The sequence below is a fragment of the Dyella sp. 2RAB6 genome (assembly GCF_052115385.1).
Taxonomy (GTDB): Bacteria; Pseudomonadota; Gammaproteobacteria; order Xanthomonadales; family Rhodanobacteraceae; genus Dyella_D.
In genome coordinates this window covers 1-26,992 of record NZ_JBFRGP010000022.1, presented here as the reverse complement: position 1 = coordinate 26,992, position 26,992 = coordinate 1, and the positions used below count along the sequence as shown (strand labels likewise).

24 protein-coding genes, 1 tRNA gene and 1 pseudogene are annotated in these 26,992 nt (G+C 67.2%); 19 read left to right on the top strand and 7 right to left on the bottom strand.

Annotated features, from left to right (window positions below):
* The first annotated feature begins 18 nt into the window (after nt 1-18).
* The gene (locus tag AB4083_RS20195; protein WP_441610330.1) at nt 19-1,356 is read left to right on the top strand and encodes an ATP-binding protein; all 1,338 of its coding nucleotides are present in this window, start codon (nt 19-21) and stop codon (nt 1,354-1,356) included.
* A gap of 3 nt (nt 1,357-1,359) precedes the next feature.
* Here the strand turns inward: AB4083_RS20195 and AB4083_RS20190 are convergent, their stop codons facing one another.
* Together AB4083_RS20190 and AB4083_RS20185 are read right to left on the bottom strand one after the other, a co-directional pair.
* Nucleotides 1,360-2,127 (bottom strand): zinc-dependent peptidase, encoded by a 768-nt coding sequence (locus tag AB4083_RS20190; protein ID WP_441610300.1) that lies wholly within the window; start codon nt 2,125-2,127, stop codon nt 1,360-1,362.
* A gap of 9 nt (nt 2,128-2,136) precedes the next feature.
* Nucleotides 2,137-2,454 carry a hypothetical protein gene (locus tag AB4083_RS20185; protein ID WP_441610299.1) on the bottom strand — a complete coding sequence of 106 codons (318 nt, stop codon included), beginning with the start codon at nt 2,452-2,454 and terminating at the stop codon, nt 2,137-2,139.
* 240 nt (nt 2,455-2,694) lie between these two features.
* Between AB4083_RS20185 and AB4083_RS20180 the strand changes: the two genes are divergently transcribed.
* From AB4083_RS20180 to AB4083_RS20135, 10 genes are all read left to right on the top strand, one after another.
* Nucleotides 2,695-3,666 carry a biotin--[acetyl-CoA-carboxylase] ligase gene (locus tag AB4083_RS20180; RefSeq protein ID WP_441610298.1) on the top strand — a complete coding sequence of 324 codons (972 nt, stop codon included), beginning with the start codon at nt 2,695-2,697 and terminating at the stop codon, nt 3,664-3,666.
* On the top strand, nt 3,663-4,421 hold the full coding sequence (locus tag AB4083_RS20175) for a type III pantothenate kinase (RefSeq protein WP_441610297.1): 759 nt from the start codon (nt 3,663-3,665) through the stop codon (nt 4,419-4,421). The genes AB4083_RS20180 and AB4083_RS20175 overlap by 4 nt, the downstream gene beginning before the upstream one ends.
* A gap of 36 nt (nt 4,422-4,457) precedes the next feature.
* A complete protein-coding gene (locus AB4083_RS20170; RefSeq protein WP_441610296.1) occupies nt 4,458-5,189 on the top strand; it encodes an SPOR domain-containing protein in 732 nt (243 codons plus the stop codon).
* A gap of 41 nt (nt 5,190-5,230) precedes the next feature.
* Nucleotides 5,231-5,306, top strand: a tRNA-Thr gene (locus tag AB4083_RS20165).
* A gap of 324 nt (nt 5,307-5,630) precedes the next feature.
* A complete protein-coding gene (locus AB4083_RS20160) occupies nt 5,631-7,793 on the top strand; it encodes a diguanylate cyclase domain-containing protein (RefSeq protein ID WP_441610295.1) in 2,163 nt (720 codons plus the stop codon).
* A gap of 87 nt (nt 7,794-7,880) precedes the next feature.
* On the top strand, nt 7,881-8,849 hold the full coding sequence (locus AB4083_RS20155; protein WP_441610294.1) for a patatin-like phospholipase family protein: 969 nt from the start codon (nt 7,881-7,883) through the stop codon (nt 8,847-8,849).
* A gap of 108 nt (nt 8,850-8,957) precedes the next feature.
* Nucleotides 8,958-9,872, top strand: coding sequence for an arginase (rocF, locus tag AB4083_RS20150; RefSeq protein ID WP_441610293.1), 915 nt, complete (start codon nt 8,958-8,960; stop codon nt 9,870-9,872).
* A 34-nt stretch (nt 9,873-9,906) separates the two neighbouring features.
* On the top strand, nt 9,907-11,277 hold the full coding sequence (locus AB4083_RS20145) for a tryptophan--tRNA ligase (RefSeq protein ID WP_441610292.1): 1,371 nt from the start codon (nt 9,907-9,909) through the stop codon (nt 11,275-11,277).
* 69 nt (nt 11,278-11,346) lie between these two features.
* The gene (locus AB4083_RS20140; RefSeq protein WP_441610291.1) at nt 11,347-11,688 is read left to right on the top strand and encodes a hypothetical protein; all 342 of its coding nucleotides are present in this window, start codon (nt 11,347-11,349) and stop codon (nt 11,686-11,688) included.
* 38 nt (nt 11,689-11,726) lie between these two features.
* Complete coding sequence (locus AB4083_RS20135; protein ID WP_441610290.1) at nt 11,727-11,921, top strand: hypothetical protein; 195 nt, start codon at nt 11,727-11,729, stop codon at nt 11,919-11,921.
* A 160-nt stretch (nt 11,922-12,081) separates the two neighbouring features.
* On the opposite strand, the gene AB4083_RS20130 is transcribed toward AB4083_RS20135, so the two are convergent.
* The 4 genes from AB4083_RS20130 to pdhA form a co-directional block, all read right to left on the bottom strand.
* Entirely contained in the window at nt 12,082-12,465 is a 384-nt protein-coding gene (locus AB4083_RS20130; RefSeq protein ID WP_441610289.1) for a VOC family protein, read from the bottom strand.
* 113 nt (nt 12,466-12,578) lie between these two features.
* Entirely contained in the window at nt 12,579-13,964 is a 1,386-nt protein-coding gene (locus AB4083_RS20125; RefSeq protein WP_441610288.1) for a dihydrolipoamide acetyltransferase family protein, read from the bottom strand.
* 168 nt (nt 13,965-14,132) lie between these two features.
* A complete protein-coding gene (locus AB4083_RS20120) occupies nt 14,133-15,113 on the bottom strand; it encodes an alpha-ketoacid dehydrogenase subunit beta (protein WP_441610287.1) in 981 nt (326 codons plus the stop codon).
* Between the two features lie 3 nt (nt 15,114-15,116).
* Nucleotides 15,117-16,202, bottom strand: coding sequence for a pyruvate dehydrogenase (acetyl-transferring) E1 component subunit alpha (gene pdhA, locus AB4083_RS20115; protein ID WP_441610286.1), 1,086 nt, complete (start codon nt 16,200-16,202; stop codon nt 15,117-15,119).
* 221 nt (nt 16,203-16,423) lie between these two features.
* Here pdhA and AB4083_RS20110 point away from each other — a divergent pair, with 221 nt between their 5' ends.
* The gene (locus AB4083_RS20110) at nt 16,424-17,272 is read left to right on the top strand and encodes a tryptophan 2,3-dioxygenase (RefSeq protein WP_441610285.1); all 849 of its coding nucleotides are present in this window, start codon (nt 16,424-16,426) and stop codon (nt 17,270-17,272) included.
* A gap of 219 nt (nt 17,273-17,491) precedes the next feature.
* The gene (locus AB4083_RS20105) at nt 17,492-19,012 is read left to right on the top strand and encodes a peptide MFS transporter (protein ID WP_441610284.1); all 1,521 of its coding nucleotides are present in this window, start codon (nt 17,492-17,494) and stop codon (nt 19,010-19,012) included.
* A 57-nt stretch (nt 19,013-19,069) separates the two neighbouring features.
* Here AB4083_RS20105 and AB4083_RS20100 read toward each other — a convergent pair whose 3' ends face one another.
* The gene (locus AB4083_RS20100; protein ID WP_441610283.1) at nt 19,070-19,573 is read right to left on the bottom strand and encodes a MarR family winged helix-turn-helix transcriptional regulator; all 504 of its coding nucleotides are present in this window, start codon (nt 19,571-19,573) and stop codon (nt 19,070-19,072) included.
* A 139-nt stretch (nt 19,574-19,712) separates the two neighbouring features.
* On the opposite strand from AB4083_RS20100, the gene hppD reads away from it, so the two are divergent.
* The 6 genes and pseudogenes from hppD to AB4083_RS20070 form a co-directional block, all read left to right on the top strand.
* Nucleotides 19,713-20,807, top strand: coding sequence for a 4-hydroxyphenylpyruvate dioxygenase (hppD, locus tag AB4083_RS20095; RefSeq protein WP_441610282.1), 1,095 nt, complete (start codon nt 19,713-19,715; stop codon nt 20,805-20,807).
* 59 nt (nt 20,808-20,866) lie between these two features.
* On the top strand, nt 20,867-22,159 hold the full coding sequence (gene hmgA, locus AB4083_RS20090; protein WP_441610281.1) for a homogentisate 1,2-dioxygenase: 1,293 nt from the start codon (nt 20,867-20,869) through the stop codon (nt 22,157-22,159).
* A 91-nt stretch (nt 22,160-22,250) separates the two neighbouring features.
* Entirely contained in the window at nt 22,251-23,237 is a 987-nt protein-coding gene (locus AB4083_RS20085) for a fumarylacetoacetate hydrolase family protein (protein WP_441610280.1), read from the top strand.
* Nucleotides 23,238-23,535: 298 nt separating this feature from the next.
* Nucleotides 23,536-24,000: a low molecular weight protein-tyrosine-phosphatase gene (locus AB4083_RS20080; protein WP_441610279.1), complete on the top strand. Its 465-nt coding sequence runs from the start codon at nt 23,536-23,538 to the stop codon at nt 23,998-24,000.
* On the top strand, nt 23,997-26,198 hold the full coding sequence (locus tag AB4083_RS20075) for a polysaccharide biosynthesis tyrosine autokinase (RefSeq protein ID WP_441610278.1): 2,202 nt from the start codon (nt 23,997-23,999) through the stop codon (nt 26,196-26,198). The genes AB4083_RS20080 and AB4083_RS20075 overlap by 4 nt, the downstream gene beginning before the upstream one ends.
* Nucleotides 26,199-26,555: 357 nt before the next feature.
* Nucleotides 26,556-26,992, top strand: a pseudogene (locus AB4083_RS20070) (Vi polysaccharide biosynthesis UDP-N-acetylglucosamine C-6 dehydrogenase TviB); the annotation flags it as partial.

The window sequence follows — 26,992 nt, the reverse complement described above, 5'->3', positions numbered from 1 at the left end:
CTGGCGGCGCGTGCGGCGCTGGCCACCGGCTTCGTGCTGGCGGCCTTTCTCGGTGTCGTAGGCCTTACGCTCTCGCGCTCCAGCGCCGAGACCGCGCTGAAGGAATTGCAGGACCGCCTGCAGAATTACGTCGTCGCTTACCTGGCCGGCACCGAAGTGGGTCGCTCCGGCAAGGTGCTGCTGCCCGATACACCGCCCGATCCGCGCTTTTCCCAGCCGGGTTCGGGCCTGTATGCGCTGGCGCTGGGCGAGAACGGCGCCAAGCTGGAATCGCCCTCGGCGATCGGTCGCGACTTCGCCTTTTTGAAGCGGCTGGAGCCGGGGCAGAGCCAGTTCGTCGGCCCGATCGAAACGCGCATGGGCCGGCTTTATTACTACGCGTACGGCGTGGCGCTGGACACCTCCGAGAAGAAGTCGGTGAAGCTCACCTTCATGGTGGCGCAGGCCGAGGACCAGCTCGAAGGCCAGAACGCGGTGTTCCGGCGCAGCCTGATCTTCTGGCTGGCCACGCTGGGCGTGATGCTGATCCTGCTGCAGTTGCTGCTGCTGCGCTGGAGCCTCACGCCGCTGCGCAAGGTGGCCAGCGACATGAGCCGCGTCGAACGCGGCGAAGCGGAGGAGCTGGACAGCCGCTACCCGCTCGAACTCACCGGCCTGACCGAACGCATCAACGCATTCATCGACAGCGAGCGCGAACAGCGCACGCGTTACCGCAACACGCTGGCCGATCTCGCGCACAGCCTGAAGACGCCGCTGGCGGTGATCCGCTCGCGGCTGGAAATCACCGACGGCAACGTGTCGCCGATGCGCAGCGACGTGATCGACCAGGTGCGCCGCATGGACGAACTGGTCGCTTACCAGCTCGCCCGCGCCGCCACCACCGGGCGGCAGACGTTTGCGTCGGCCATTCCCATCGCCGGCCACGCGGAAGACCTGGTGCAGAGCCTGGAAAAGGTCTACGCCGCGAAGAACGTGCTGTGCGAGTTCGATATCGAGGAAGGTGCCGCCTTCCATGGCGAACAGGGCGACCTGCTCGAACTGTTGGGCAACCTGCTGGAGAACGCCTTCAAGTGGGCCGGCCACCGCGTGTTGCTGGTGGTGAAGGTGGAGCCGGTCGCCGGCCGCCAGCGCCCGGGCCTGTGGTTGAGCGTGGAAGACGACGGTCCCGGCATCGACGACGACAAGATCGAGAAGGTGCTCCAGCGCGGCGTGCGCGGCGACGAGCGCGTACAGGGCCATGGCATCGGCCTGTCGATCGTGCAGGACATCATCAAGGCTTATCGCGGCGAGCTGGCGGTGGACCGTTCGCCGGAATTCAACGGCGCGCGCTTCAGCGTGAGGTTGCCGCCGAGCTGACGCTCAGTACGGCGCCGGCGACGGACCGTAATAGGCATCCAGTAACGCGGCCACGGTCGCGTCGGCCCGCTTCAGCACGCCCGGCTGCGACCAGTGCAGCTCGCTGGTCACCGCGAAGAATTCATCGGGGCCTTCTGCCGCGTAGGGATCGATCAAGGTGTCGCGGCCGCGCGCTACGTCGTCGGAGAGATGGTCGTAGGCGCGCTGGAACGCCACGATCCAGTCGCGCCGGCTGATTTCCTCCGGCAGCGGCGGTACGCCATCGGGCGCGCCGTCGAGCATGTCGAACTTGTGCGCCATCTCGTGCACGACCACGTTGTAGCCGTCCCACGGCTGCTCCAGGTCGAGCTGCACGTCGGCCAGGGACAGGATCAGCGGGCCGCGTTCCCAGGCTTCGCCGATCAGCACGTCGTCGGCCTCGCTGACCACGCCGCTGTGCTCGTCGTGATGGCTGCGGCGCACCTTGAACTCGCCGGGATAGACCAGGATCTCGCGCCAGCCGCGCAGCGCGCCGCTGCCCTGGCGCAGGGCGGGCAGGCAGGCCTGCAGGGCGATCAGCAGGCGCAGCCGGTCGTCCAGCTCGGCGCCGGCGAGCGGGTGGAAGCGTTTGCGGGCGAGGAAATAGGCGACGAGGCGGTGCAGTTCGCGCTGGCGGTCGTCATCCAGGCGGCGCGCCAGGGGGCACGAGGAGAGGGTGCGGCGCCACAAAACGTCGGGAATTGCCGGCGGGTCGAAGCGCGACAGCCACTGTCGCCACCAGGCCCCCGCCACCGGAACGGCTTACTGGATGGAGCCCGGCAGCAGCGACTGCCAGCCCAGGCTGATGCGACGGCTGCGCTGCGTGCCGTTGGAACCGGTGCTGCTGCCCGTGGGGCAGTTCTCGCTGGAGGAGCCGGAAGCCGGAGCGTTCTGGATGCTGCTGTCGTGCGGCACGCCAAGGCCATCGGTGCCGTTGTTGCTGACCTCGTGGGTCACGGCGCTGTCGACGCCGGGGCGCTGCAGGCCGCCCAGTTCCTGGCTATCGGCGTCCATAGCCGATGCGGCACCGATGCCGCTGGCGCCCAGTACACACGCGAACAGGAACTGTCTGATGTACATGGCGGCTCAACCCCTTGATCCGCAAGCCAAGGGTCGGATCCTCGCAGAATCATCCCTAGGACGCCAGTGCCAGGCTTTGTCGAGCCGGGGCGCGCCAGTCCCACAAGTACTAGGCGTGGCGGGGCGCCGCCGGCTACTCGGCATCCGGTCCACGCTCTAAGATGCCGCCATGCATGCGATTGACCCATCTCTGGCGAGGCTTGCCCTGCGCCGGTTTCACCACGCCGGCGGGCAGCCCTGATGCAGGCGCGCGAACTGCTGGCGCTGCTGGCGCCAGGCGAGCCGCTGTCGGGTGAGCGCCTGGCCGAACAGGGTGGGGTGACCCGCGCCGCCATCTGGAAGCAGATCGAGGCCCTGCGCTCGCGCGGCGTGCCGATCGAGGCGCGCGGCGCCGCCGGTTACCGGCTGCCGTGGCCGCTGCAGATGCTGGACGCCAAGCGCATCCGCGCCGCCGTGCCGGCGCCGTGGCGCAAGCGGCTGGGTGAGCTGGAGGTGCATTGGGAGCTGGATTCCACCTCCAGCGAACTGCAGCGCCGCGGTGCCGGCCTGCCCGACCTGAGCGTGGTGATCGCCGAAACGCAAAGCGCCGGCCGCGGCCGCCGTGGCCGCGCCTGGCTGTCGCCGCCCGGGCTCAATCTCTATCTGTCCTGCCTGAAGCGCTTCGACGGGGGCTTCGCCACGCTGTCGGGGCTGTCGCTGGCGGTGGGGGTGATCCTGCTGCGTGCGCTGGAATCGCTGGGCATCGCTGAGGCCGGGCTGAAATGGCCGAACGATGCGCTGGCGCGCGGCGGCAAGCTGGCCGGCATCCTGGTCGAGCTCAGTGGCGAGTACCAGGGGCCGTGCGCGGCGGTGATCGGCATCGGCCTCAACCTGCGGCTGACCGACGCATTGCGCGAGCAGGCCGGCCAGCCCGCCTGCGATCTGGCCACGCTGGCCGGCGGCGAACTGCCCGAGCGCAACGAGGTGGCCGCCGCGTTGATCGCGGCGCTGGCCGAAGGGCTGACCCGGTTCGAGCGCGAAGGTTTTGCCGGCTTCGTCGCGGACTACGCTTCGCGCGACTTGCTGCTGGACGCGCCGCTGCGCGTGCAAGGCGCACAAGGCGTGCTCGAAGGCGTCGGCGCCGGCGTGGACGAACGCGGCGCCCTGCTGGTGCAGACCGCCGACGGCCTGCAGCGCATCGACAGCGCCGACGTGACGGTGCGCCGCGCATGAAGCTGCTGCTGGACCTGGGCAATACCCGCCTGAAATGGGCCGTGCGCGAAGGTGCGCAGTGGCGCGCGCGCGGCGCGGTCAGCTGGGATAGCGACATCGCGACTGCCTTGCGCGAGGCCTGGGGCGAACTGCCCGCGGTGGACGATGTGGTGGGCGCCTCGGTGGTCGACGCCGCGCGCGAAGCCGCCGTCGCCGACGCCGTACGCGCTGGCTGCGCACAGGACACGTTCTGGCTGCGCACCCCGGCTGCGGCCTGCGGCGTGCGCAATGCCTACGACGAACCGCAACGCCTGGGCGTGGACCGTTTCCTCGCCATGGTCGCCGCCTACGACGCCGGCCATGCGCCGTGCATCCTGGCCGGTGTCGGCACCGCGTTGACCTTGGACGCGCTTGCCGCCGACGGCCGCCACCTCGGCGGCCTGATCGCCCCCGGGCCGCAGTTGATGCAGCAGTCGCTGGTCGGCGCCACCGTGCGGGTGCGCCCGGAGCGCCCCGGCGAAGTGCTGGACGCGGCCGCCAATACCGCCGACGCGGTGGCCTCCGGTTGCTGGCAGGCTGCGGCCGCGCTGATCGAGCGCTTCGTCCGGCGCATGAGCCATTCATTGGGTGGCAACCCCGCTTTGCGGCTGGGCGGCGGCGATGCCGCGGCGCTGCTGCCCCTGCTGGAAGCTCCCGCCGAACTGGCGGAAGACGGCGTGCTCCACGGTCTGGCCGTGTGGGCGAATGCGCATCCGGCTGCCACACGCGCTCTCTAGAATGGCGCGTTGCCGTTTCCTCACCTGGGTCGTTGCATGGTTCTGCGCCTGCTGTTCGTACTGCTGATCGCGCTCAATATCGCCGTGGGCGCGTGGCTGTGGCTGGGTCAGGACGACACCCATGGCCGCAGCGCCGCCGATCCGGAGGTGCCCACCCTGCGCCTGCTGGCCGAGCGTCCGGCGCCGCCGGCCAGTGCACCGGAGGCAGCGGCGACCGTGCAGGCGCCCGTGGCCGCCGCAACGCCCGCGAGCAGCGCCGCCAAGGCACCGGCGCAGACCACGCTGGCGCCGACGCCGTCGCGCTCCAACACCTACACCTGCATCTCGATCGGCCCGTTCGCCGCGCCGGTGGATCTGCACAACGCCCGCAACGCGCTCACCGCGCAGGCCGCGCGCATGCGCTCGCGCCAGGAACAGACCACGCAGACGCGCGGCTGGTGGGTCTACCTGCCGGCCAGCGCCAGCCGCGACCAGGCGTTGGCGCAGGCACGCCGGCTCAGCGCGGCCAATATCGCCGACTACTTCGTGGTCGGCTCCGGTGGCCAGCCCAACACCATCTCGCTGGGCCTGTTCAAGGACCCGGCGAACGCGCGCAAGCGCCGCGACGAAGTGGTCGCCGCCGGCTTCCCCGCGCAGATGACCGAGCGCACCGAGACCGTGCCCGAATACTGGCTCGACCTCGCCGTCACCGACGGCGCGCACTTCGACTGGCACAGCCGCCTGCGCAACGCCACCGGCATCGGCTCGCACAGCACTGGATGTTTCTGAGCGCGCCGGCTCGGAGCGACCTGCTAGACTGCGCCTCCTTCGCCGGCATAGCTCAGTTGGTAGAGCAACCGCCTTGTAAGCGGTAGGTCGTCTGTTCGAGTCAGACTGTCGGCACCATCCCGCGATTTTTCTCATCAGCTTCCGACAGTGAATCCTTCTCCTCTCGGCGACCCGAAGGTAGTCCCCGTGGGAGAGAAGGTGGCGGCAGCCGGATGAGGGTTCGGCCGAAGTGAAGCACACCACTTCGCCCGTACCCTCACCCCAACCCCTCTCTCCCACGGGGACTACCTTCGGGTCGCCGACGGGAAAGGGGCTCACGCCGCGGCATTCCGGAGCTTGTCTCTCCGTCGAGATTCAAAGCCCAGTCCACATTTTTTTCAGCGCTCGCTCGCTATATAAGCAAGCGCACGGACTCAGCACGCCTCTCCTCAAGGAATTGCGATGCAGCTGCGGATCGACTCGAACCTGCGCTGGACGCGCTGGGCTGAAGCCTCGGCGCTGTTTGCCGCGGTGCTCGTGGCCACGGCGTACTCGCTGCTGCTCACGCGCCATACCGGCAGCAACGTCACCATGTGGATCGCCAATGGCGTGGTGGTCGGCGCCTTGCTGCGCGTCGGCAACCAGCGCTGGCCGCTGTATCTGGCCGCCGCGTTCGCCGGCTATTTCAGCGGGAAGATGCTGCTGGGCGATCCGTTCCTCTCCAGCGTGCTGCTGGGCCTGGTCAACGGTATCGAGGTGACCATCGTGGCGAGCGGCGTGCGCCGCAGCTTCCCGCGCATCCAGGACGACACGCCGTTCCTGCGCCTGGGCCAGGTGGCGATGCTGTCGACGCTGGCGGCCTCGCTGGTGTCGGCGCTGCTGGCCGCGTTCATGCTCTATGCCACGGCCAATACCGATTTCTGGAGCAGCTTCGACTGGTGGTTCCGCTCGCATCTGCTGGGCATGGTGATCGTGGCCACGCTCACCCTGGTCGTGCTGGTGCAGGGCTGGCGCGTGTTCGGGCAACCGGGTTATCGGCTGGTGCTGCTGCGCGATCTGCTGCTGCTTGGCGCGACGACGGCCGCGGTGTTCGCGCAGTCGCGCTATCCGCTGCTGTTCGTGGTGTTCGCGCCGCTGTTCTACGTGGTGATCCGCCATCGCTTCCCGGGCCTGGTGATCGGCGTGGCCCTGGTCACGCTGATCGTCAATATCGCCATCGCGATGAGCGGCGGCCCGCTGGGCCTGATTCCCGGCTCCAGCGCGGTCGAGCGCTCGCTGCTGGGGCAGGTGTTCCTCGGCACGGTATGCCTGGTGGCGGTGCCGATCGCGCTGGCCCAGGCCGACCGCCGCCGGCTGGCGCGGCGCGTGCGCGACAGCGAAGTGCGCTATCGCCTGCTCGCCGACTACGCCAGCGACCTGGTGATGCGCATCGCGCGCGACGGCACGCGGCGCTACGTGTCGCCGTCGATCAAGGACCTGCTCGGTTGGGAGGTCGGCGAGTTCACCGTGCCGCGCCCTGAGCTGATCCATCCGGACGATCGCGAGCGCGTGGCCGACGCGGTAGAGCAACTGTGGGCCAGTGGCCGGATGTCGCTGACCCGCTACCGCCTGCGCCACAAGAAGGGCTACTACGTGTGGATCGAAGCGCTGGTGCGCGCGGTGCCCAGCCCGGAGCACGCCGGCGAGCTGGAACTGATCTACACCGGCCGCGACGTCACCGAAAGCATCGTCGCCGAGCAGGCGCTGGCCGACAGCGAGGCGCGCCTGCGCAGCATCACCGACAAGGTGCCGGCGCTGATCACCCATGTGGGCACGGACGAGCGCTACATCTTCGTCAGCGGCTATGCGCGCGAGATCACCGGGCAGGAGCCGGAGCTGATGATCGGACGCACCGTGCGCGAAACGCGCGGTGCCGGCTTGTACGGCCTGCTCAAGCCGCACATCGCCGTGGCGCTGCAGGGCCGGGAAACCACCTTCGAGTACGAGCTGGAGCGCGACGGCCGCTATTTCTATCTGCAGACCACTTATCTGCCGGCCACTTCGGTCACCGGCGAGAGCATCGGCTTCTATGCGCTGACCACCGACGTCACCCGCATCAAGCTGGCCGAGCAGAAGCTGTCCTTCCTGGCCCACTACGACACCCTGACCAACCTGGCCAACCGCCGCTATTTCACCGAATGCGCGCAGGCTGCGCTCGAGCGCGCGGCGGTGACGCGCGCGCCGATGCTGCTGATGCTGATCGACGTGGACTACTTCAAGCAGATCAACGACGGCCACGGGCATGCCTCGGGCGACGCGGTGCTGCGCGAGGTGGCGCGGCGGCTGAAGGCGTCGGTGCGCAAGTCCGACCTGGTGGCGCGGCTGGGCGGCGACGAGTTCGTGATCCTGTGCGACGACGTGGACGCCACCTACGCGGCGGAAAGCATGGCCAACAAGGTGATCGCCTCGATGGCCCCGCCGGTGTCGCTGGATGCGGCGCGGCTGAAGGTCACGCTGAGCGTGGGCGCGGCGCTGTGCCGCGATACCGCCTCGCTCGACGAACTGGTGCAGAAGGCCGATGAGGCGCTGTACGAGGCGAAGGAAGCGGGGCGCGCGTGTTATCGCCTGGCGGTCGAAGGTCTGTAGTTGAAGGACTGTAAGCAAGGCTTCACTTGACCCCCGCGCGAACGCCCGGGAAGATCGCGTGATGCGACGCAGCAATCGTCCCGCCCCATGCTCGCCTTGAAACTCGCCCTGCAAGGCGGCGGTGCGCATGGCGCATTCACCTGGGGTGCGCTGTGCCGCCTGCTGGAACTGCCCGGCCTGGCGGTGACCGCGATCAGCGGCACCAGCAGCGGCGCGATGAACGCCGCGGCGTTCGCGCAAGGCTGGGCACGCGACGGCGCGGCGGGTGCGCGCGCTTCGCTCGATGCGTTCTGGCTGGGCCTGGCCGGTCGCAATGCGGTGGCCGACTGGTGGCATGCGCAGTCGCGGCTGTTCGGCGATGCCCTGCCGTGGCCGCAGCCGCCGGTGTCCGGCACCAGCGGTGGCGTCAATCCGCTGCGCCCGCTGGTGCAGGAGTTCTTCGACGAAGACACGCTGCGCCACGGCCCGGTGGCGCTGTACGTGGCCGCCACGCGCATGCGCGACGGCGCCCTGGAAGTGTTTTCCGGCGCGCGCCTGAGCCACGACGCCTTGCTCGCCTCGGCCAGCCTGCCGCCGTGGTTTCCGCCCACCGAGATCGACGGCGAGGCGTACTGGGACGGCGGTTTCGCCGGCAACCCCGCGCTGGAACCGCTGCTGCGCCTCGGCGGCGACGACCTGCTGTGCGTGCTGCTGCAGCCGCAATTGCGCCAGAGCATGCCGCGCAACGCACGCGAGGTCCTGATGCTGTCGGCCGAGCTGTCTTTCGGCGCCGCGTTCGCGCGCGAGCTGCGCGATCTCGGCGCGGCGCGCGCGCAGGCCGCCGCGCATCTATGGCCCAACGCCGGCGAGCGGAAACTGCGCGAGCTGCGCCTGCACGTGCTGGCGCCGGACGAAGGCCTGGCCGCGCTCGGCCACTCCGCCGCGGACACCCGCACCAGCCAGCTGCGCGCCCTGCACGACCTGGGCCGGGAGACCGCCGAACGCTGGCTGGCGCGCCATGCGGCGGACCTGGGGCGGCGCGGCAGCTTCGCCCTGGACCTCGGCGCCGGCGTTTGAAGCGGTTTTTGCCCCGGGGAACCGGCGCAGGCGTTCTTGTAGACTTGGGCGATGCCGCCGCCAGCGCGCGGATGTGCATCCCTTAAGACTTTGAACGACCGAGGAAGCATGGGTAATCAGGCTGTATCGCTGATCGGTGCACCCACCGATATCGGAGCGGGGCACCGCGGTGCCTCGATGGGCCCCGAGGCTCTGCGCGTGGCCAATCTGCAGGCGCGGCTGAAGGCGCGCGGCATCGACGTGGTCGACCGCGGCAATCTGCAGGGTCCGCTGAATCCGTGGGAGCCGCCGCGCGAGGGCTACCGTCACCTGTCCGCCGTGGTGGAGTGGAACCGCGCGGTGTACGAGGCGATCTACGCCGAACTCGGCCTGGGCCGGCTGCCGGTGATGCTCGGCGGCGACCACTGCCTGGCGATCGGCTCGATCACCGCCGTCGCCCGCCACTGCCGCGAGCGCAACCAGAAGCTGCGCGTGCTGTGGCTGGACGCGCACGCCGACTTCAACACCGCCCAGATCACGCCCTCCGGCAATATCCACGGCATGCCGGTGGCCTGCCTGTGCGGCATGGGTCCGTCCGAACTGACCGGGCTGGGCGGCAGCAAGCCGGCCACCTCGCCGGAAGTGTTCCGCCAGATCGGCATCCGCTCCGTCGACGAAGGCGAGAAGCGCCTGGTGCGCGAGGCGCGCGTGAGCATCTTCGACATGCGCCAGATCGACGAATCCGGCATGAAGCGGGTGATGGAAGAAGCGCTGGAAGGCGTCGACGCCGACACCCACCTGCACGTGAGCTTCGATGTGGACTTCCTCGATCCGGCGATCGCGCCGGGCGTCGGCACCACGGTGCGCGGCGGCCCGAACTACCGCGAGGCGCAGCTGTGCATGGAGATGATCGCCGACACCGGCCGCCTCGCCTCGCTCGACATCGTGGAACTCAACCCGGCCTTCGACAAGCGCAACCAGACCGCCAAGCTGGCGGTGGACCTGGTCGAATCGCTGTTCGGCAAATCCACGCTGATCCGTTGATCCGCGACACCCAACAGAGCCAAGCAGAAGACCCATGCGAACCCGTGTACTGACCGGCATCACCACCACCGGCACGCCGCACCTGGGCAACTACGTCGGTGCGATCCGCCCCGCCGTGGCCGCCAGCCTCCGTCCGGAAGTGGATGCGTTCTACTTCATGGCCGACTACCACGCGCTGATCAAGAGCGACGACCCGGCGCGGATCGAACGCTCGCGCCTGGAAATCGCTGCGACGTGGCTGGCTGCCGGACTGGAACCGGATCGCGTCACCTTCTATCGCCAGTCGGATATCCCGGAGATTCCGGAACTGACCTGGTTCCTCACCTGCGTCACCGCCAAGGGCCTGCTCAACCGTGCACACGCCTACAAGGCGGCGGTGGACAAGAACACCGAAGCGGGCGAGGACGCCGATGCGGGCGTCACCGCCGGCCTGTACATGTATCCGGTGCTGATGGCGGCGGACATCCTGGCCTTCAACGCGCACAAGGTGCCGGTGGGGCGCGACCAGATCCAGCACATCGAGATGGCGCGCGATATCGCGCAGCGCTTCAACCACATCTACGGCCACGAGCATTTCGTGCTGCCGGAAGTGGTGATCGAGGAACAGGTCGCCACGCTGCCGGGCCTGGACGGCCGCAAGATGTCCAAGAGCTACGACAACACCATCCCGCTGTTCGCCGGCGGCCAGAAGCATCTGCGCGACAGCATCATGCGCATCGTCACCGACTCGCGCCTGCCGGGCGAGGCGAAGGATCCGGACAGCTCCTCGCTGTTCACCATCTTCCGCGCCTTCGCCACCGAAGCCGAAGCCAGCGCCTTCCACCAGGCGCTGCTGGACGGCATCGGCTGGGGCGAGGCCAAGCAGGTGCTGTTCGAGCGCATCGAGGCCGACGTGGCGCCGATGCGCGAGCGCTACGACGAGCTGATGTCCAGGCCCGAGCGGATCGAAGCGATCCTGCAGGAAGGCGCACTGAAAGCCCGCGCCATCGCCGCGCCGAAGATCGCCGCGCTGCGCGACGCGATCGGCCTGCGCTCGGGCGTCGCGGTGGCGGCGGCACCTGCGCCGGCCGCCGGCAAGGCCGAGGGCCGTGCGGGCAAATTGCCGCGCTTCGCCAGTTTCCGCGAGGCCGATGGTAGTTTCCGTTTCCGCCTGTTCTCCGCTGAAGGCGAAGAGCTGCTGCTGTCCAGGCCGTTCGCCGATCCGAAGGCGGCCGGCACCTACCAGAAGAAGCTGAAAGGCCCGGGCGCGACGTCGGCCGTGCTGCAAGTGCAGCCGCGCGCGCTGCATCTGGAACTGGACGGCGAGTTCGTCGGCAGCACGCCCGAATACGGCGACGAGCCGGCCCGCGACAGTGCGCTGGCGCGTTTGCGCGAGGCGCTGGACCAGCTTTCCGTGCTGGAGTGACGGTGCCCGCGAAGAGTGAGCATGCGGTCGTGCGGAGGCGCTGAACCGTTTCCTGGAGTGACCTGACCGATGCGTTACCTCGCGATCCTGCTGCTGGCGCCCTGGCTGTTGATCCTGGCCTGGGCCTATTGGGCCTACCCGAAGAGCCTGCCGCGCACCAAGGCGCGGCGGGGGTTCGATCTGCTGGCGGTGATCCTGGCGGCGGTGGCGGCGGGATGGGCCGCGCTGGCGGGATTCGAGGCGGCGGTGGTGCCGTCCGTCGGACAGTTCGGACCGCCGAGCGGGGCGATCTGGCAGCAGGTGTTGCCGGCGTTGTATGGGTACGGCGCTTGTGTGGCAGTGTTGTTGGTGGGGTTGGTGGTGCGCGCACTCGCATGGGGGCGCAGGAAACCCAAGGCAGTCCCACATTAGGATTTCTTCGATGTGGTGATGGAGGACAATCGGCTGCTATGCACACCGTCACCTCTATTCACAGCAAGCAGGATTATGAGGACGTGCTCCGCGAGGCCTCTTCCTACTTCGAAAACGAACCTGAGCCCGGCTTTGTCGAAGGCCAGCGCTTCGAGATGCTGATGTCGCTCATCGAAGACTATGAGGTATCAGAATTCGATAGCGCGAGCGCGCACAAAGCTGCACAGACGTAGAGCCCCTCTCCCTCCGGGAGAGGGGTTGGGGTGAGGGTGCGGGCGGAGTGGTGCGCGTCGCTCCGCCCGTACCCTCATCCGGCTGCCGCCACCTTCTCTCCCACGGGGACTACCTTCGGGTCGCCGGAGGGAGATGGATTTCAGTCCCGGGCGGTGCGGATCACCCCCACTTGTTCAAATGCGGCCCGAACTGCTCGCGCTGCTTCTTCACCACGCAGAAGCGATGCCCGCTCGGCGCGAGCATCACCCACCAGCGTCCATGCACGCATTCGACGCGCTTCGCGCCGAGCTGTTCCAGGCGGGTTGCTTCCGCTTCCAGGTCGTCGGTTTCGAGATCCAGATGCACGCGGCTTTCGTGCGCCACGCGCTGCAGCAGGATGATCGGTTCGTCGGCCAGCGTGGCGAGCTCGGCGTACTTGCCGTCGCCGTCCTGGTCGTAGCTGACGATGGGTTTGCCCAGGGCCTGGCTCCAGAAATCGACGGCTTGCTTGAGGTCGGCGGACTGGCAATCGAGGACCAGGGTGCTGAGGCGGCTGTGGTGCATGGCGCGATCTCCGGCTGAGGAAACACGCCGCACTATAGGCGCGGCGAGGTGAGCGCACGCGCAAAAAAAGAAAGGCGCCTCGCGGCGCCTTTCTTTTGTTCCGTGCGACTGCCTCAGTTCGGCAGCGACAGATCGTCGAGCAGCGCCTTGAGGAAGCGCGCGGCTTCGCCGCCGGTGGCGGCGCGGTGGTCGAAGGTGAGGCTGATCGGCATGCGGCGATGCACTTCGATGCCGCCCATCACCGCAACCACGTCGTGGCACAGCTTGCCGGCGCCGATGATGGCGACTGTCGGCGGCACCACCACCGGGGTGGCGTAGCGGCCGGCGAACATGCCGAAGTTGGACAGGCTGATGGTGTAGCCGCTCAGTTCCGAGGCCGGAATGGAGCGGTCTTCCACCTGCGTGCGCAGGCGCTTGATCGCCGCGCGCACGCCGGCGCCGTCCAGCACGTCGGCATTGCGCAGGGCCGGCACGAACAGGCCGTCGTCGGTGTCCACGGCGATGCCGATGTCCACGTGCGGATGCAGGGTGCGGGTGAGGTTCTTGCCGTCGAACCAGGCATTGAGCGCCGGCACGGTCTTGCATGCGGCGACGATGGAGCGGATCAGGCGGGCGGTGATGTCCTGCTTGCCGATCCAGGCGTGCAGGTCGGCATCGTCCACCAGGGTGGTCGGCACCACGTTGGCGTGGGCCTCGGCCATCACGCGCGCCATATTGCGGCGCACGCCCTTGAGCTGTTCCGGCTGGCCGCTGGCCTGCACGCTCGGCGGCGCGGTGCGCACCGGTTTGCCGGCGAGCGACACGGCCGTGCGCGACGGCGCCGCGCCCGGCTCCGGCAGTTCCGGCGCCAGGTGGCGGCCGGCCGAGGCCGCTACCGCACGCGCCGGCGCGGCGCCCAGCGGGGCGGAGCCGTTGGCGGCGGCGGTCTTCACGTCCTGCAGGGTGACCACGCCGTCGGCGCCGGTGGCGCGCACGCGGGTGAGATCGACCTTGAGCTTCTTGGCCAGCGCACGCACTGCCGGCACGGCCTTCACGCCGCCGGCGCTGCTGACCTGCTCCACGTGCACGGTGTTGCCGCTGACCATGGCGCCGACCACGGTGCCTTCGTCTTCGCGCGCGCCGTCGGTTTCGACTTCGCCGCCTTCGTCGGAGGCGACCACCTTGGCGGCGTTGTCCGGCGCGGGGCTGCCCACGCTCTTCTTCGGGCCGTGGTGGTGGCCGGTGGCTTCGGCCTCGGCGCGCTGCTTGGCGTTCGGATCGGGCTCGAAATCGGCCAGCGCGGAGCCGGTCTCGATGATGTCGCCCGCCGCGCCGTACAGCTTCTTCACCGTGCCGGTGTAGGGCGAGGGCACATCGACCACCGCCTTGGCGGTTTCCATCGAGCACAGCGGTGCGTCGAGCTTGATGTAGTCGCCTTCCTTCACGTGCCACTCGACGATGGTGGCGTCGGGCAGGCCTTCGCCGAGGTCGGGCAGGTGGAATGTCTTGATGTCGGCCATGAGTCGGTTCCGGTAATCAGGCTTGTTTTTCAGCTCGTCATCCCGGCGCAGGCCGGGATCCAGTAGCGGAGAGGCACGATTGTCGCGAAAAGGTTTTGTGTGCTTCGCACTGCGTATTTCACTGGATTCCGGCCTACGCCGGAATGACGCTTCGTAGAAGTGTTGAGATTACGAGGCAGCCAGCGCACGCTTGGCCGCTTCGACCACGCGCTCGGTGCTGGGCATGTACTTCATTTCCAGGCGGAACAGCGGAATGTGGGTGTCGTAGCCGGTGACGCGTTCGACCGGCGCCAGCAGGTCGTACAGGCATTCCTCGGCGACGCGCGCGGCGATTTCCGCGCCGAAGCCGGCGGTCTTGGGGGCCTCGTGCACGATCACGCAGCGGCCGGTCTTCTGCACCGATTCGGCGATGGTGTCGAAGTCCAGCGGGGTCAGCGTGGCCACGTCGATCACTTCGGCGCTGATGCCTGCGGCGGCCAGTTCGTCGGCGGCCTCCAGGGCCTCCTTCACCTGCGCGCCCCAGGTCACGATGGTGACGTCGGTGCCGTCGCGCAGCACGAAGCACACGTCCAGCGGCAGTGCCTCGCCGTCGTCCGGCACTTCTTCCTTGTACTGGCGGTAGATGCGCTTGGGCTCGAAGAACATCACCGGATCCGGATCGCGGATCGCCGCCAGCAGCAGGCCGTAGGCGCGCGCCGGCGAGGAGGGCATCACCACACGCAGGCCGGGGATGTTGGTGAACAGGTGTTCGTTCGCTTCGGAGTGATGCTCCGGCGCGCGGATGCCGCCGCCCCACGGGGCGCGCCACACGGCCGGCACGGTGATGCGGCCGCGGGTGCGGTTGCGCATGCGTGCGGCGTGGCAGGCGATCTGCTCCATCATCGGATAGATGAAGCCTTCGAACTGCGCCTCGGCCACCGGCTTCATGCCCTGCGCGGCCATGCCGACGGTGACGCCGGCGATGGTGGTCTCGTCCAGCGGGGTGTCCAGCACGCGCAGCTCGCCGAACTTTTCCTGCAGGCCCTGGGTGGCGCGGAATACGCCGCCGTTGACGCCGACGTCCTCGCCCAGCACCACGACGCTCGGGTCGTGCGCCATTTCATAGGCGAGCGCCTGGGTGACGGCTTCGATAAGAGTGATCTGTGCCATGGCTTAGTGGGCCTTCTTGTCGAGCGAGAGAGCAAGGTCGCGTTGCTTGGCGAGGTCCGCCGGCACTTCGGCAAAGGTGTAGTCGAACATTGCGGTGACGGGCTGGGTCTTGGTCTCGAGGTAGGCGTCGACCTCGTTGTCCATCCACTCGTCGCATTCGGCCTTCCAGGCTTCTTCCTTGGCGTCGTCCCACACGCCCTTGGCCACCAGCCAGGCGCGCAGGCGCTTCATCGGCTCCTTGGCCCAGGCGTCCTTCACTTCCTGCTCGCCGCGGTAGCGGCGGGCGTCGTCGGCGGTGGTGTGGTCGGACAGGCGATAGGTGACCAGCTCCAGCACGCTGCCGCCCTGGCCGTTGCGGGCCCGGTCCAGCGCGTCTTCCATCGCCTTGCGCACGGCGATGATGTCGTTGCCATCGACCTGGATCGAGAACAGGCCCGCGGCGATGCCCTTCTGCGCCAGCGTGGGTGCGCCGGACTGGATCTTGCGCGGGACCGAGATCGCCCACTGGTTGTTGACGATCACCGCCACCAGCGGCAGGTTCTGCGCGCCGGCGATATTGATGGCGCCGTAGAAGTCGCCCTTGGACGAGCCGCCGTCGCCGATGGTGCACACCGCCACGCGCTTCTCGTTGCGGATCTTGAAGGCCAGCGCGGAACCGGCGGCATGCAGGCACTGCGTGGCGATCGGCACCGACCAGGCGAAGTCGTGGCGCGCCGGTTCCTTCTGGTAGTCGTTGCCGCGCTCGTCGCCGCCCCAGTACATGTACACCTCGCGCGGCTGCACGCCGCGGTACAGCTGCGCGCCGTATTCGCGGTAGCTGGGGGCGAACACGTCTTCGGGCTTCATCGCGCTGCCGATGCCCACGTGCGCGGCCTCGTGGCCCAGGCAACTGGCATAGGTGCCGAGCTTGCCGGTGCGCTGCAGCGCCACCGACTTGGCGTCGAACACGCGGGTGGACAGCATCAGCTTGTACAGCTCGACCATATGGTCGAGATCCTTGGCGAAGGCAGGCAGGTCGTCACGGACCTGGTTGCCCTCGGCATCGAGATACTGCAGGTATTCGATTTCGAACTTGGCGGCGATGGACACGACTCGCTCCGGGAGTGAGTTAAAGACGAAAACGGGTGAGGGAGTTGCAGGCCGGCGGCGACCCATCCAGTGGGGTCAAGCGCGCATACAGGGCCCTGACAAGACCGTAATTGAAGCAGGGCGGCATGTTGCGCCGCAAGGCACGGTGCAGCATGTAGGGCCGGTAGGGGGCTTGCGTTAAACCCAGGTAACATGCCTGCTTTTCCCGTGATCGGAACGTCATGACCGACAATCGGCGCGACCTGGAAGCCGGTATCGAGACCGACCTGCAGGGCCGGCTCACCTACGGGGGCTACCTGCGGCTGGACGCGCTGCTGTCCGCCCAGCAGCCGCTGAGCCAGCCGCCGCATCACGACGAGATGCTCTTCATCGTGCAGCACCAGGTGGCGGAGCTGTGGATGAAGCTGATCATTCACGAGTTGAAGGCGGCAATCGATCATCTGCACCGGGATCACATCGATCCCTGCCTGAAAATTCTCGCCCGGGTCAAACACGTGCAGCGCCAGCTGTACGAACAGTGGGGCGTGCTGGAAACGCTCACCCCCTCGGAATACCTGGAATTCCGCGACATTCTGGGCTCTTCTTCGGGTTTCCAGTCGCTGCAGTACCGGCAGATCGAATTCCTGCTCGGCAACAAGAACGAGCAGATGCTCGCGGTGTTCGCGTACGACCCCGAGGCCCAGGCCGCGCTGCGCGCGGTGCTGGAGGCGCCCGGCCTGTACGACGAATTCCTGGCCTATCTCGCCCGCCGCGGCCACGCCGTGCCGGCCGAGCTGCTGACGCGCGACCTGACCCAGCCGCACCAGCGCAACGAAGGCCTGCTGCCGGTGTTCAAGCGCATCTACGAGAACCGCGCGGAGTTCTGGCCCGAGTACCACATGTGCGAGCAGCTGGTGGACGTCGAAGGCCAGTTCCAGCAGTGGCGCTTCCGCCATATGAAGACGGTGGAGCGGATCATCGGCCACCGGCGCGGCACGGGCGGTTCGTCCGGCGTGGCCTTCCTCAAAAAGGCGCTGGAATTGGAGTTTTTCCCCGAATTGCTGGACGTGCGCACGGTGCTGGGCACCTGAGCCGAGGCGAGCTGGTCTGAAAAAGCGGGAAAGCCGCTTTTTTCGCGACGCGCACTTTCGGATCATGTCTTGTCCGGCTTTTCGCAAGATGCTGCGCCGCATTTGACGCCACGGCTCCGGCCCGGTTACATGTCGCGAGTTTTGAATTTCCGATCTGTACGCGATGTGCAGATCAGTACATTTTTTCCAGCACGACATGCCTGCACAACAGGGGATCGCATGACCGATACCACTACGGCTTCTCAAACGTCGGCGGCGCCGACGGTGCCCGACTACCCCCAGACCATGGGTCATCCGCGTCCGCTGTGGATGCTGTTCATGACCGAGTTCTGGGAGCGCTTCGCCTTCTACGGCATGCGTTGGGCGCTCACCCTGTACATCGTGGCGGAGTTCTTCGGCGGCAGCCCCACCGGCCAGGCCTTCGCCAGCCGCACCTACGGCGCCTACCTGGCCCTGGTCTACGCGGCGGCGGTGTTCGGCGGCTACGTGGCGGACAAGGTGATCGGCTACCAGCGCTCGATCCTGGTCGGCGCGGTGGTGATGTCGGCCGGCCTGTTCATGATCATGCTGCCCAACCAGGACATCTTCCTGCTGGGCCTGTCCACGGTCATCGTCGGCAACGGCCTGTTCAAGCCGAACATCTCCTCGATGGTGGGCCAGCTCTATGGCGTGGGCGACCCGCGCCGCGACCGCGGCTTCACCCTGTTCTACATGGGCATCAATGCCGGCGCGCTGGCCTCGCCGCTGCTCACCGGCTGGCTGGCCAGCTACTTCACCGACACCCCGATGCAGCAGAACTACAAGCTGGTGTTCCTGGCTTCGGGCATCGGCATGCTGATCAGCCTGCTGTGGTTCTGGATCGGCCGCCGCCAGTTGAAGGGCGTGGGCCGTCCGCTGCCGGAGCAGGCCAACCGCATGCGCGTGGTCTACGTGCTGATCGGCTGCGTGATCGCGGTGCCGCTGGTTTATCTGGTGATGGCCAAGGCCGGCGCGGTGGTGCTGCAGTGGCTGCTCAGCGCGCTGTTCGTGGGCCTGTGCGTGCTGCTGATGATCGACGGCGTGCGCGAGGGCAAGGTGCAGCGCGACCGCGTGATCGCGATGCTGGTGATCTTCGTCTTCAACGTGCTGTTCTGGATGTTCTACGAACAGGCCGGCAGCTCGTTCAACTTCCTCGCCGAGAACATCGTCGACCGCAAGATGTTCGGCGGCTGGGAGTTCCCGGTGGGCTGGTTCCAGTCCGTCGCGCCGCTGGCCCTGGTGCTGCTGGCGCCGCTGATGTCGGTCCTGTGGGGCTGGCTGGACCAGCGCAAGCTGGAGCCGTCGATCCCGCGCAAGTTCGGCTTCGGCCTGCTCGGCAATGCGGTGGCCTTCGTGGCGCTGATGTATGCGCTGTCCAGCCTGGTGGACGACAAGGGCCTGATTCCGTTCTGGCCGCTGGTGGTGGTCTACGTGCTGCAGACGGTGGGCGAGCTGTGCCTGTCGCCGATCGGCCTGTCGATGGTGACCAAGCTGGCGCCCAGCCGCCTGGTCGGCCTGGCCATGGGCGGCTGGTTCCTGTCCACCGGCATCGGCAACAACCTGTCGGGCATCTTCGCCGGCCACGTCAGCGGCAAGACCGGCATGACGGTGGCCTCGGCGCTGAGCGGCTTCACCTTCAGTTTCTGGCTGCTGGGCATCGCGGCGGTGATCCTGCTGGGCGTGGCACCGCTGATCAACCGCTTGATGCACGGGGTGAAGTAACGCCCAGGCGTGGGCTAGCTGCCATGCAAAGAGGCGACCCATCGGCCGCCTCTTTTTTTATGCCGCGGTCGCCTCGGCACCGCTTTCCCGCTGCCCGCTGCGCGGCGGCACCGGCGGCCCCAACAGCTTGTCCAGGATGCGCGACAGCCAGGCCTGTTCGTCCGCGTCGAGCTTGGCCAGCACCTCGCGCTCGCGCGCCCGCGCCATCGGGGCGACCACGTCGTGCACCTCCCAGCCGGCTTCGCTCAGGCTGAGCACGGAGCGGCGCTTGTCGCCCTCGTGGGTGCCGCGGTTGACCCGGCCGGCTTCGACCAGGCGGGCCAGGGCGCGGCTGACCGCGACCTTGTCCATGGCGGTGCGCTCGGCCACTTCGCGGGCCGAAAGGCCTTCGAAACGGGCCAGCACGGCCATCACCCGCCATTCGGTGACGCTGAGGTCGAAGCGCGCCTGGTAGTCGTCGGCGATGGCCTGGCTGACCGTGTTGGACAGGATCGACAGGCGGTAGGGCAGGAAGCGTTCCAGCTCCAGCGGGGCGTGGTCGGGGCGTTGGTCTGCGGGCACTGCTGCACCACTCCTTGCAAATGGTTTCACATGTAACTATAACGCTCAGGTCATACCGGCGGTCGCATCCTTTCAGTGATGTCGCGACCGGCGGAGCGAACCACCATCGCCCCAGGCATTCCGACCCAGGAGATTCACCATGAGCGCGCAGCCCAATCTTGGCATGCAGGTGACCACTTTCGAGAACCCGATGGGCATCGACGGCTTCGAATTCGTCGAATTCGCCGCCCCCGCGGGCCGCGGCGCCGAGCTGCACGAGCTGTTCGGCCGCATGGGCTTCACCGCCGTGCTCAAGCACAAGACCCGCGCCATCACGGTGTACCGCCAGGGCGGGGTGAACTTCCTGGTCAACGAGGACCCGGACTCCTTCGCCGCCGCCTTCGCCGCCGAGCACGGCCCCTGCGCCGCCGGCTTCGCCATCCGCTTCAAGCAGCCCTCGCCCGAGGTGTACACCAAGGTGCTGGCCAATGGCGGCGAGCCGGTGGGCGAGCAGGAAGCGAGCAAGGCGGTGAACGCCCCGGTGGTGAAGGGCATCGGCGACTGCATGCTGTACCTGATCGACCGCTACGGTAACCAGGGCAGCATCTACGACGGCGACTACGCGCCGATCCCGGGCGTCGAGCAGAACCCCGCCGGCTTCGGCCTGACCTTCATCGACCACCTCACGCACAACCTCTACTTCGGCAACATGCAGAAGTGGTCCGACTATTACGAGCGCCTGTTCAACTTCCGCGAGATCCGCTACTTCGACATCAAGGGCGCCAAGACCGGCCTGGTGTCCAAGGCGATGACCGCGCCGGACGGCATCGTGCGCATCCCGCTCAACGAGTCGAGCGATCCGAAGTCGCAGATCAACGAATACCTCGACGCGTACCACGGCGAAGGCATCCAGCACATCGCCTGCTTCACCGACGATATCTACACCACCGTCGAGGCGATGCGCGCCAAGGGCGTGAGCTTCCTCGACACGCCGGACGCGTACTTCGAAGTGATCGACCTGCGCATCCCCGACCACGGCGAAGACGTGCCGCGCCTGGCCAGGAACAAGATCCTGATCGACGCCGACCCGGAGACCAAGCAGCGCAAGCTGCTGCAGATCTTCACCCAGAACAACATCGGCCCGATCTTCTTCGAGATCATCCAGCGCAAGGGCAACGAGGGCTTCGGCGAAGGCAACTTCCAGGCCCTGTTCGAGTCGATCGAACGCGACCAGATGCGCCGCGGCGTGCTGTGAGCTTTAGCCCCTCTCCCTCCGGGAGAGGGGAATACTCGGACAAGCAACGGGTGCGATCGATGGAAACGAAGGGCTACCAATCCGGCTTCGGCAACGAATTCGCTACCGAAGCCGTCGCCGGCGTGCTGCCGCACGGCCAGAACTCGCCGCAGCGCGTGGCGCATGGTTTGTATGCGGAGCAGCTGACCGGCAGCGCGTTCACCGCGCCGCGCCACAGCAACCGGCGCAGCTGGTTGTATCGGATCCGGCCGGCGTCGATGCACCGGCCGTTCGAGCCGCTGGCGCACGAGCATTTCCATAACCGTTTCGACGAAGCCCCGGCCACGCCGAACCAGCTGCGCTGGGACCCGTGGCCGCTGCCGGCGCAGCCGGCCGACTTCGTCGATGGCCTGGTCACCCTGGCCGGCAATGGTGGTGCCGGCGAGCAGGCCGGCTGCGGCATTCATATCTATGCGGCGAACCGCTCCATGCAGGGGCGTTTCTTCTACGACGCAGACGGCGAGTTGCTGCTGGTGCCCCAGCAGGGGCGCCTGCGCCTGTGCACTGAGCTGGGCGTGCTCGACGTGGCGCCGCTGGAGATCGCGGTGATCCCGCGCGGCGTGCGCTTCCGCGTGGAGCTGCCGGACGGCGAGGCGCGCGGCTATGTGTGCGAGAACTTCGGCGCGCTGCTGCGCCTGCCGGATCTGGGCCCCATCGGCGCCAACTCGATGGCGCTGCCGCGCGACTTCCTCACGCCGCATGCCTCGTACGAAGACGTCGAGGGCGACTTCGAGCTGATCGCGAAATTCCAGGGCTCGCTGTGGAGCGCGAAGATCGACCACTCGCCGCTGGACGTGGTGGCCTGGCATGGCAACTACGCGCCGTACAAGTACGACCTCACCACCTACAACACGGTCGGTACGATCAGCGTCGACCATCCGGACCCGTCGATCTTCACCGTGCTGACCGCGCCCAGCGACACGCCCGGCACGGCCAACGTCGACTTCGTGATCTTCCCGCCGCGCTGGCTGGTGGCCGAGCACACCTTCCGCCCGCCGTATTTCCACCGCAACGTGGCGAGCGAGTTCATGGGCCTGATCCAGGGTGCCTACGACGCCAAGGCCGGCGGCTTCGTGCCGGGCGGCGCCAGCCTGCACAACTGCATGAGCGGCCACGGCCCGGACGCGGCGAGCTTCGAGAAGGCATCCAACGCCGACGTGAGCAAGCCCGATCACCTTACCGGCACCATGGCCTTCATGTTCGAGACGCGCAAGGTGATCCGGCCGACCCGGCAGGCACTGGACGCGCCGCAGCTGCAGGCCGATTACTACGAGTGCTGGCAGGGCATCCGCAAGCACTTCAAGGCAAGCTGATCCCGCGCGCCGCCAGGCGCGCATGGGCATCGACCCCCTCATCGATTATGTTGAACGCTGCCGCTGAAGGCGCAGCGATCGGAGCGAAGGCATGAAACTGGGCAGTCTCAAGGAAGGCGGGCGCGACGGCACCCTGATCGTGGTGAGCCGCGATCTGTCGCGCGCCGTCAAGGCCAGCGGCATCGCCGCGACGCTGCAGGCGGCGCTGGACGACTGGTCCAACGTGGCGCCGCGCCTCAACGCGCTGTACGGCGAACTGCAGGCCGGCACCGCAGCGGGCGCGTTCGCGCTCGACGTCGCCGCGATGGCCGCCCCGTTGCCGCGCGCCTATGAATTCGTCGACGGCAGCGCCTACCTGCCGCACGTCGAGCGCGTGCGCCGCGCGCGCGGCGCCGAGGTGCCGGAATCGTTCTACGTCGACCCGTTGATGTACCAGGCCACCAGCGCGGGCTTCCTGGCGCCGCGCGATCCGGTGCGAGTGCCCAGCGAGGAATACGGCATCGACCTCGAAGCCGAAGTGGTGGTGATCACCGACGACGTGCCGATGGCGGCGACGCCGGCCCAGGCCGCGGAACACATCCAGCTGGTCGGCCTGATCAACGACGTCTCGCTGCGCGGCCTGATCCCCAATGAGCTGGCCAAGGGCTTCGGCTTCCTGCAGTCCAAGCCGCGCTCGGCGCTGTCGCCGGTGTTCGTGACGCCGGACGAACTCGGCGATGCATGGCACGGCGACAAGCTGCATCTGCCAATGCGCACCTGGATCAACGGCAGCTGGTTCGGCGCCGCCGAATGCGGCGTCGACATGCAGTTCGATTTCGCGCAGCTGGTCGCCCACGCGGCGAAGACGCGTCCGCTCACCGCCGGCACCATCGTCGGTTCAGGCACCATCGCCAACGAAGACACCAGCAAGGGTGCGTCCTGCCTGGCCGAGCAGCGCACCGTCGAAACCTTGCGCGACGGCAAGCCGAGCACGCCGTTCCTGAAGTACGGCGATGTGATCCGCATCGACGTCACCGATCGCGACGATGCATCGATCTTCGGCGCGATCGAGCAACTTATTGCGTCGCCATCGTCCTGATACGGCGACACGTCCGCGCCATCGACCGGACACAGAACCTTCACATAAGAGCCTGCATTGCGGGCTCTTTTCATGTGTGCTGCATGTTTAGGAATTGTAGACGTTCACAGCTCGACCCCTAACGTGGGCTGTACGAGTGTGCGTTATTCGCGACGCGAATCTCGCCATCGCATCGGAACATTCTCTACTATCGACCTGGTTTTCGTCCGGCAGACATGGTTTGACGAAACAGGGGGATGTCGGTTTCAGGTTCGCGTGTACGCGGCCTCCACATCTTTTTGCAGAGTCAGGCAACGCTGTGTTCCAACGTATCCTGCTTGTGTGTGTGGGCAACATTTGTCGTAGCCCCACCGCCGAATACTTGCTGAGGGATCGCTTGCGCGATGCCTCGCTTGAGATATCGAGCGCCGGCCTCGGCGCGCTCGAAGACCATCCCATGGACGCCACTGCGGCAACGCTCCTCACCGAGCACGGCATCGATGCGAGCGCGCATCGCGGACGCCAGCTGCAGCCGTCGATGCTGCGCGAGATCGATCTCGTGCTGGTGATGGAGAAAAGCCACGCCGCCCGCCTTGCCCGTCTCGCGCCCGAGGCCAGTGGCAAGGTGTTGTTGCTCGGCAAGTGGTTAGGTGAAAAGGAGATTCCAGACCCGTACGGGCAGTCGCGCCCGGCCTTCGAGCACGTCTACGGACTGATCGACCAGGCCATCGCGCGCTGGCAGCCATATCTGACCCCCTCCTTCTCCAGAGCGGCTTCCTCATGACCGATCCCCGCGCCGTCACGCAGCGAAACGACGAAGAACTCGACCTGGGTGCGATTCTTGGCACCCTGGTCGACAACAAATGGCTGATCTTCGCCATCACCGGCCTGTTCCTGGCCTGCAGCCTCGCCTATGCGCTGCTCGCCACGCCGATCTACCAGGCCGATGCGATGGTGCAGGTGGAGCAGAAGGTGCCCGAACTGCCCGGCATCAGTGCGCTCAGCCAGACGCTCGGCGCTTCCAACTCGCAGGCGAATACGGAAATCGCGCTGATCACCTCGCGTGCGGTGATCGGCAAGGCGGTCGACGATCTGAAGCTCGACATCAATGTGTCGGCGCGGCATTTCCCGCTGATCGGCACCGGCATCGCGCGGCGCTTCGCCACCGCCAATCCAGGCGAGCTGGCCAGCCCGCTGCTGGGTTTCAGCCGCTATGACTGGGGTGGCGCGAAGCTCGAACTGCAGCGCATCGAAGTGCCGGACGATCTGCTCGGCAAGACCATGACGCTGATCGCCGGCGAGAACGGCGCGTACACGTTGTTCAGTCCCGGCGGCGACGAACTGCTGCAAGGTGCGCCTGGCCAGATCGCCACCGGCCATGGCGTGACCTTCCAGGTCGGCTCGCTCAAGGCTAATCCCGGCACCCGCTTCGACGTGCGGCGCGAACGCGCGCTCACCACCATCAACCAGTTGCAGACCGCGATCCAGGCCACCGAGAAGGGCAAGGACTCCGGCATCATCGGCCTGTCCTACCAGAACGCCAGCCCGAAGCTCGCGGTCTCGCTGCTGGATCGGGTCAGCGAGTGGTATGTCCGCCAGAACGTGGAATGGAACGCGGCCGAAGCGGCCAACAGCCTGAAGTTCGTGCAGGAACAGCTGCCCAAGGTGCGGCAGGACCTGGACCGTGCGCAGGCCGCGCTCAATGCCTTCCAGATCCAGGCCAAGTCGGTCGACATCACCATGCAGACCAAGGCGCTGCTGGACCAGAGCGTCGCGGTCGAGGCCAATATCCAGCAGCTGCGCATGCAGCAGGCCGATATCGAGCGGCGTTTCACCCCGGCGCATCCGGCCTATCGCGCACTGATGCAGCAGATCGGCCAGCTGGAGCAGCAGAAGAACGAAACCGACAAGCAGGTCGGCGTGCTGCCCGACACGCAGCAGGAACTGCTCAAGCTCACCCGCGACGTCGAAGTCAGCAACCAGACCTATACCGGCCTGCTCAACCAGGCGCAGCAGCTGGATATCGCGCGCGCCGGCAAGGTCGGCAATGTGCATGTCGTCGACAACGCGCAGGTCGACGTCACCAGCCCGGTGAAGCCGAAGAAGGTGCTGGTGGTGTTCGGCGGCACCTTTGTCGGCGCCTTCCTCGCTTTCGGCCTGGTGTTCGTGCGGCAGATGCTCAACCGCGGCGTGGAAGAGCCGTCGGTGATCGAGCAGCTCGGCCTGCCGGTGTACGCCTCGGTGCCGGTCAGCCCGACCGAGCACGAGATCGGCTTGTCCGATCATGCGCGCGGCGACGGCAGACATCATCTGCTGGCGATCAGCTCGCCGGCCGATCTCGCTACCGAAGCCTTGCGCAGCCTGCGCACCAGCCTGCATTTCGCCCGGATGGAAGCGAAGAACAATGTGCTGATGATCTCCGGCTCCAGTCCGGAAGCCGGCAAGACCTTCGTCTCCGGCAACCTCGCCGCGGTGATGGCACAGGCGGGGCAGCGCGTGCTGGTGATCGATGGCGACATGCGCAAGGGCACGTTGCACAAGGTGATGGGCGGGCGCCCGAACAACGGCCTGTCCGAGCTCATTTCCGGCCAGATCGACATGGCTGCCGCGATCCGTCCGCTGGCTTCGCTGGAGAACCTGCACTACATCGCGCGCGGCAAGATTCCGCCGAACCCGTCCGAGCTGCTGATGAACAAGCGCTTCAGCGAGTTGATGGACGAACTGATGCCGCGCTACGACCTGATTTTGATCGATACGCCGCCGATCCTGGCGGTCACCGATGCCTCGATCATCGGCCATATGGCCGGCACCTGCCTGCTGGTGGTGCGCTTCGGCCTCAATCAGGCGCGCGAAATCGCCCTGGCGCGTCAACGCTTTGCGCAGAACGGCGTGGAGATCAAGGGTGCCATCTTCAACGCGGTCGAGCGCCGCAGCAGTGGCTACTACTCGTACGGCTACTACGAATACAAGAACGGCACGTAAGCGGCGGTCGCGCGAGTGGCGCCACGCCGGTGGTCTCGCTCGCGCATGAATGGCGGTAAGGCGTGCGCCGGCCGTCAATAAGATCGAATCTGCGATGCGCGTTGTGAATTTAGCCGTCACGCTTCATAAGCGTGTCAAGAGCGCAGGCGAACATCCAGACGTTTGGACGGCTAAACGTTGATGCGTATCGCTGTATTTGAAACGCGTCGCGCGTCATTCGCCGTGCTTCAGGTGTGAGTAAAGAAGCGCTTGCCACAGTAGGTGGCTCTTGTGTTCGCAGCCGAGCCGCGAGGCTCTCCCATTCACGGTCCATCGACACAGGCTAAGACGCCGGACCGCCACTATCTGGAAGATCGGATGCAGCAAGTGATCAATGCCAAGATTGCCGTCATCGGCCTGGGCTACGTCGGCCTCCCCCTGGCCGTGGAATTCGGCAAGAAGTACGACACGGTGGGTTTCGATATCCGCGACGCGCGGGTGGAAGAACTGCGCGGCGGGAAAGATGCAACGCTGGAAGTGGATGCCGAGGAACTGCAGTCCGCCACGCGCTTGCGCTACAGCCACGCGCTGGAAGATCTGCGCGACCGCAACGTCTATATCGTGACGGTGCCGACGCCGATCGATGCGGCGAAGCGGCCGGATCTGGGGCCGCTGGTAAAGGCCAGCCAGATGCTGGCGACGGTACTCAAGCGCGGCGATATGGTGGTGTACGAGTCCACCGTCTATCCCGGCTGCACCGAGGAAGTGTGCGTGCCGTTGCTGGAGGCGGGCTCGGGCCTGAAGTTCAACCAGGA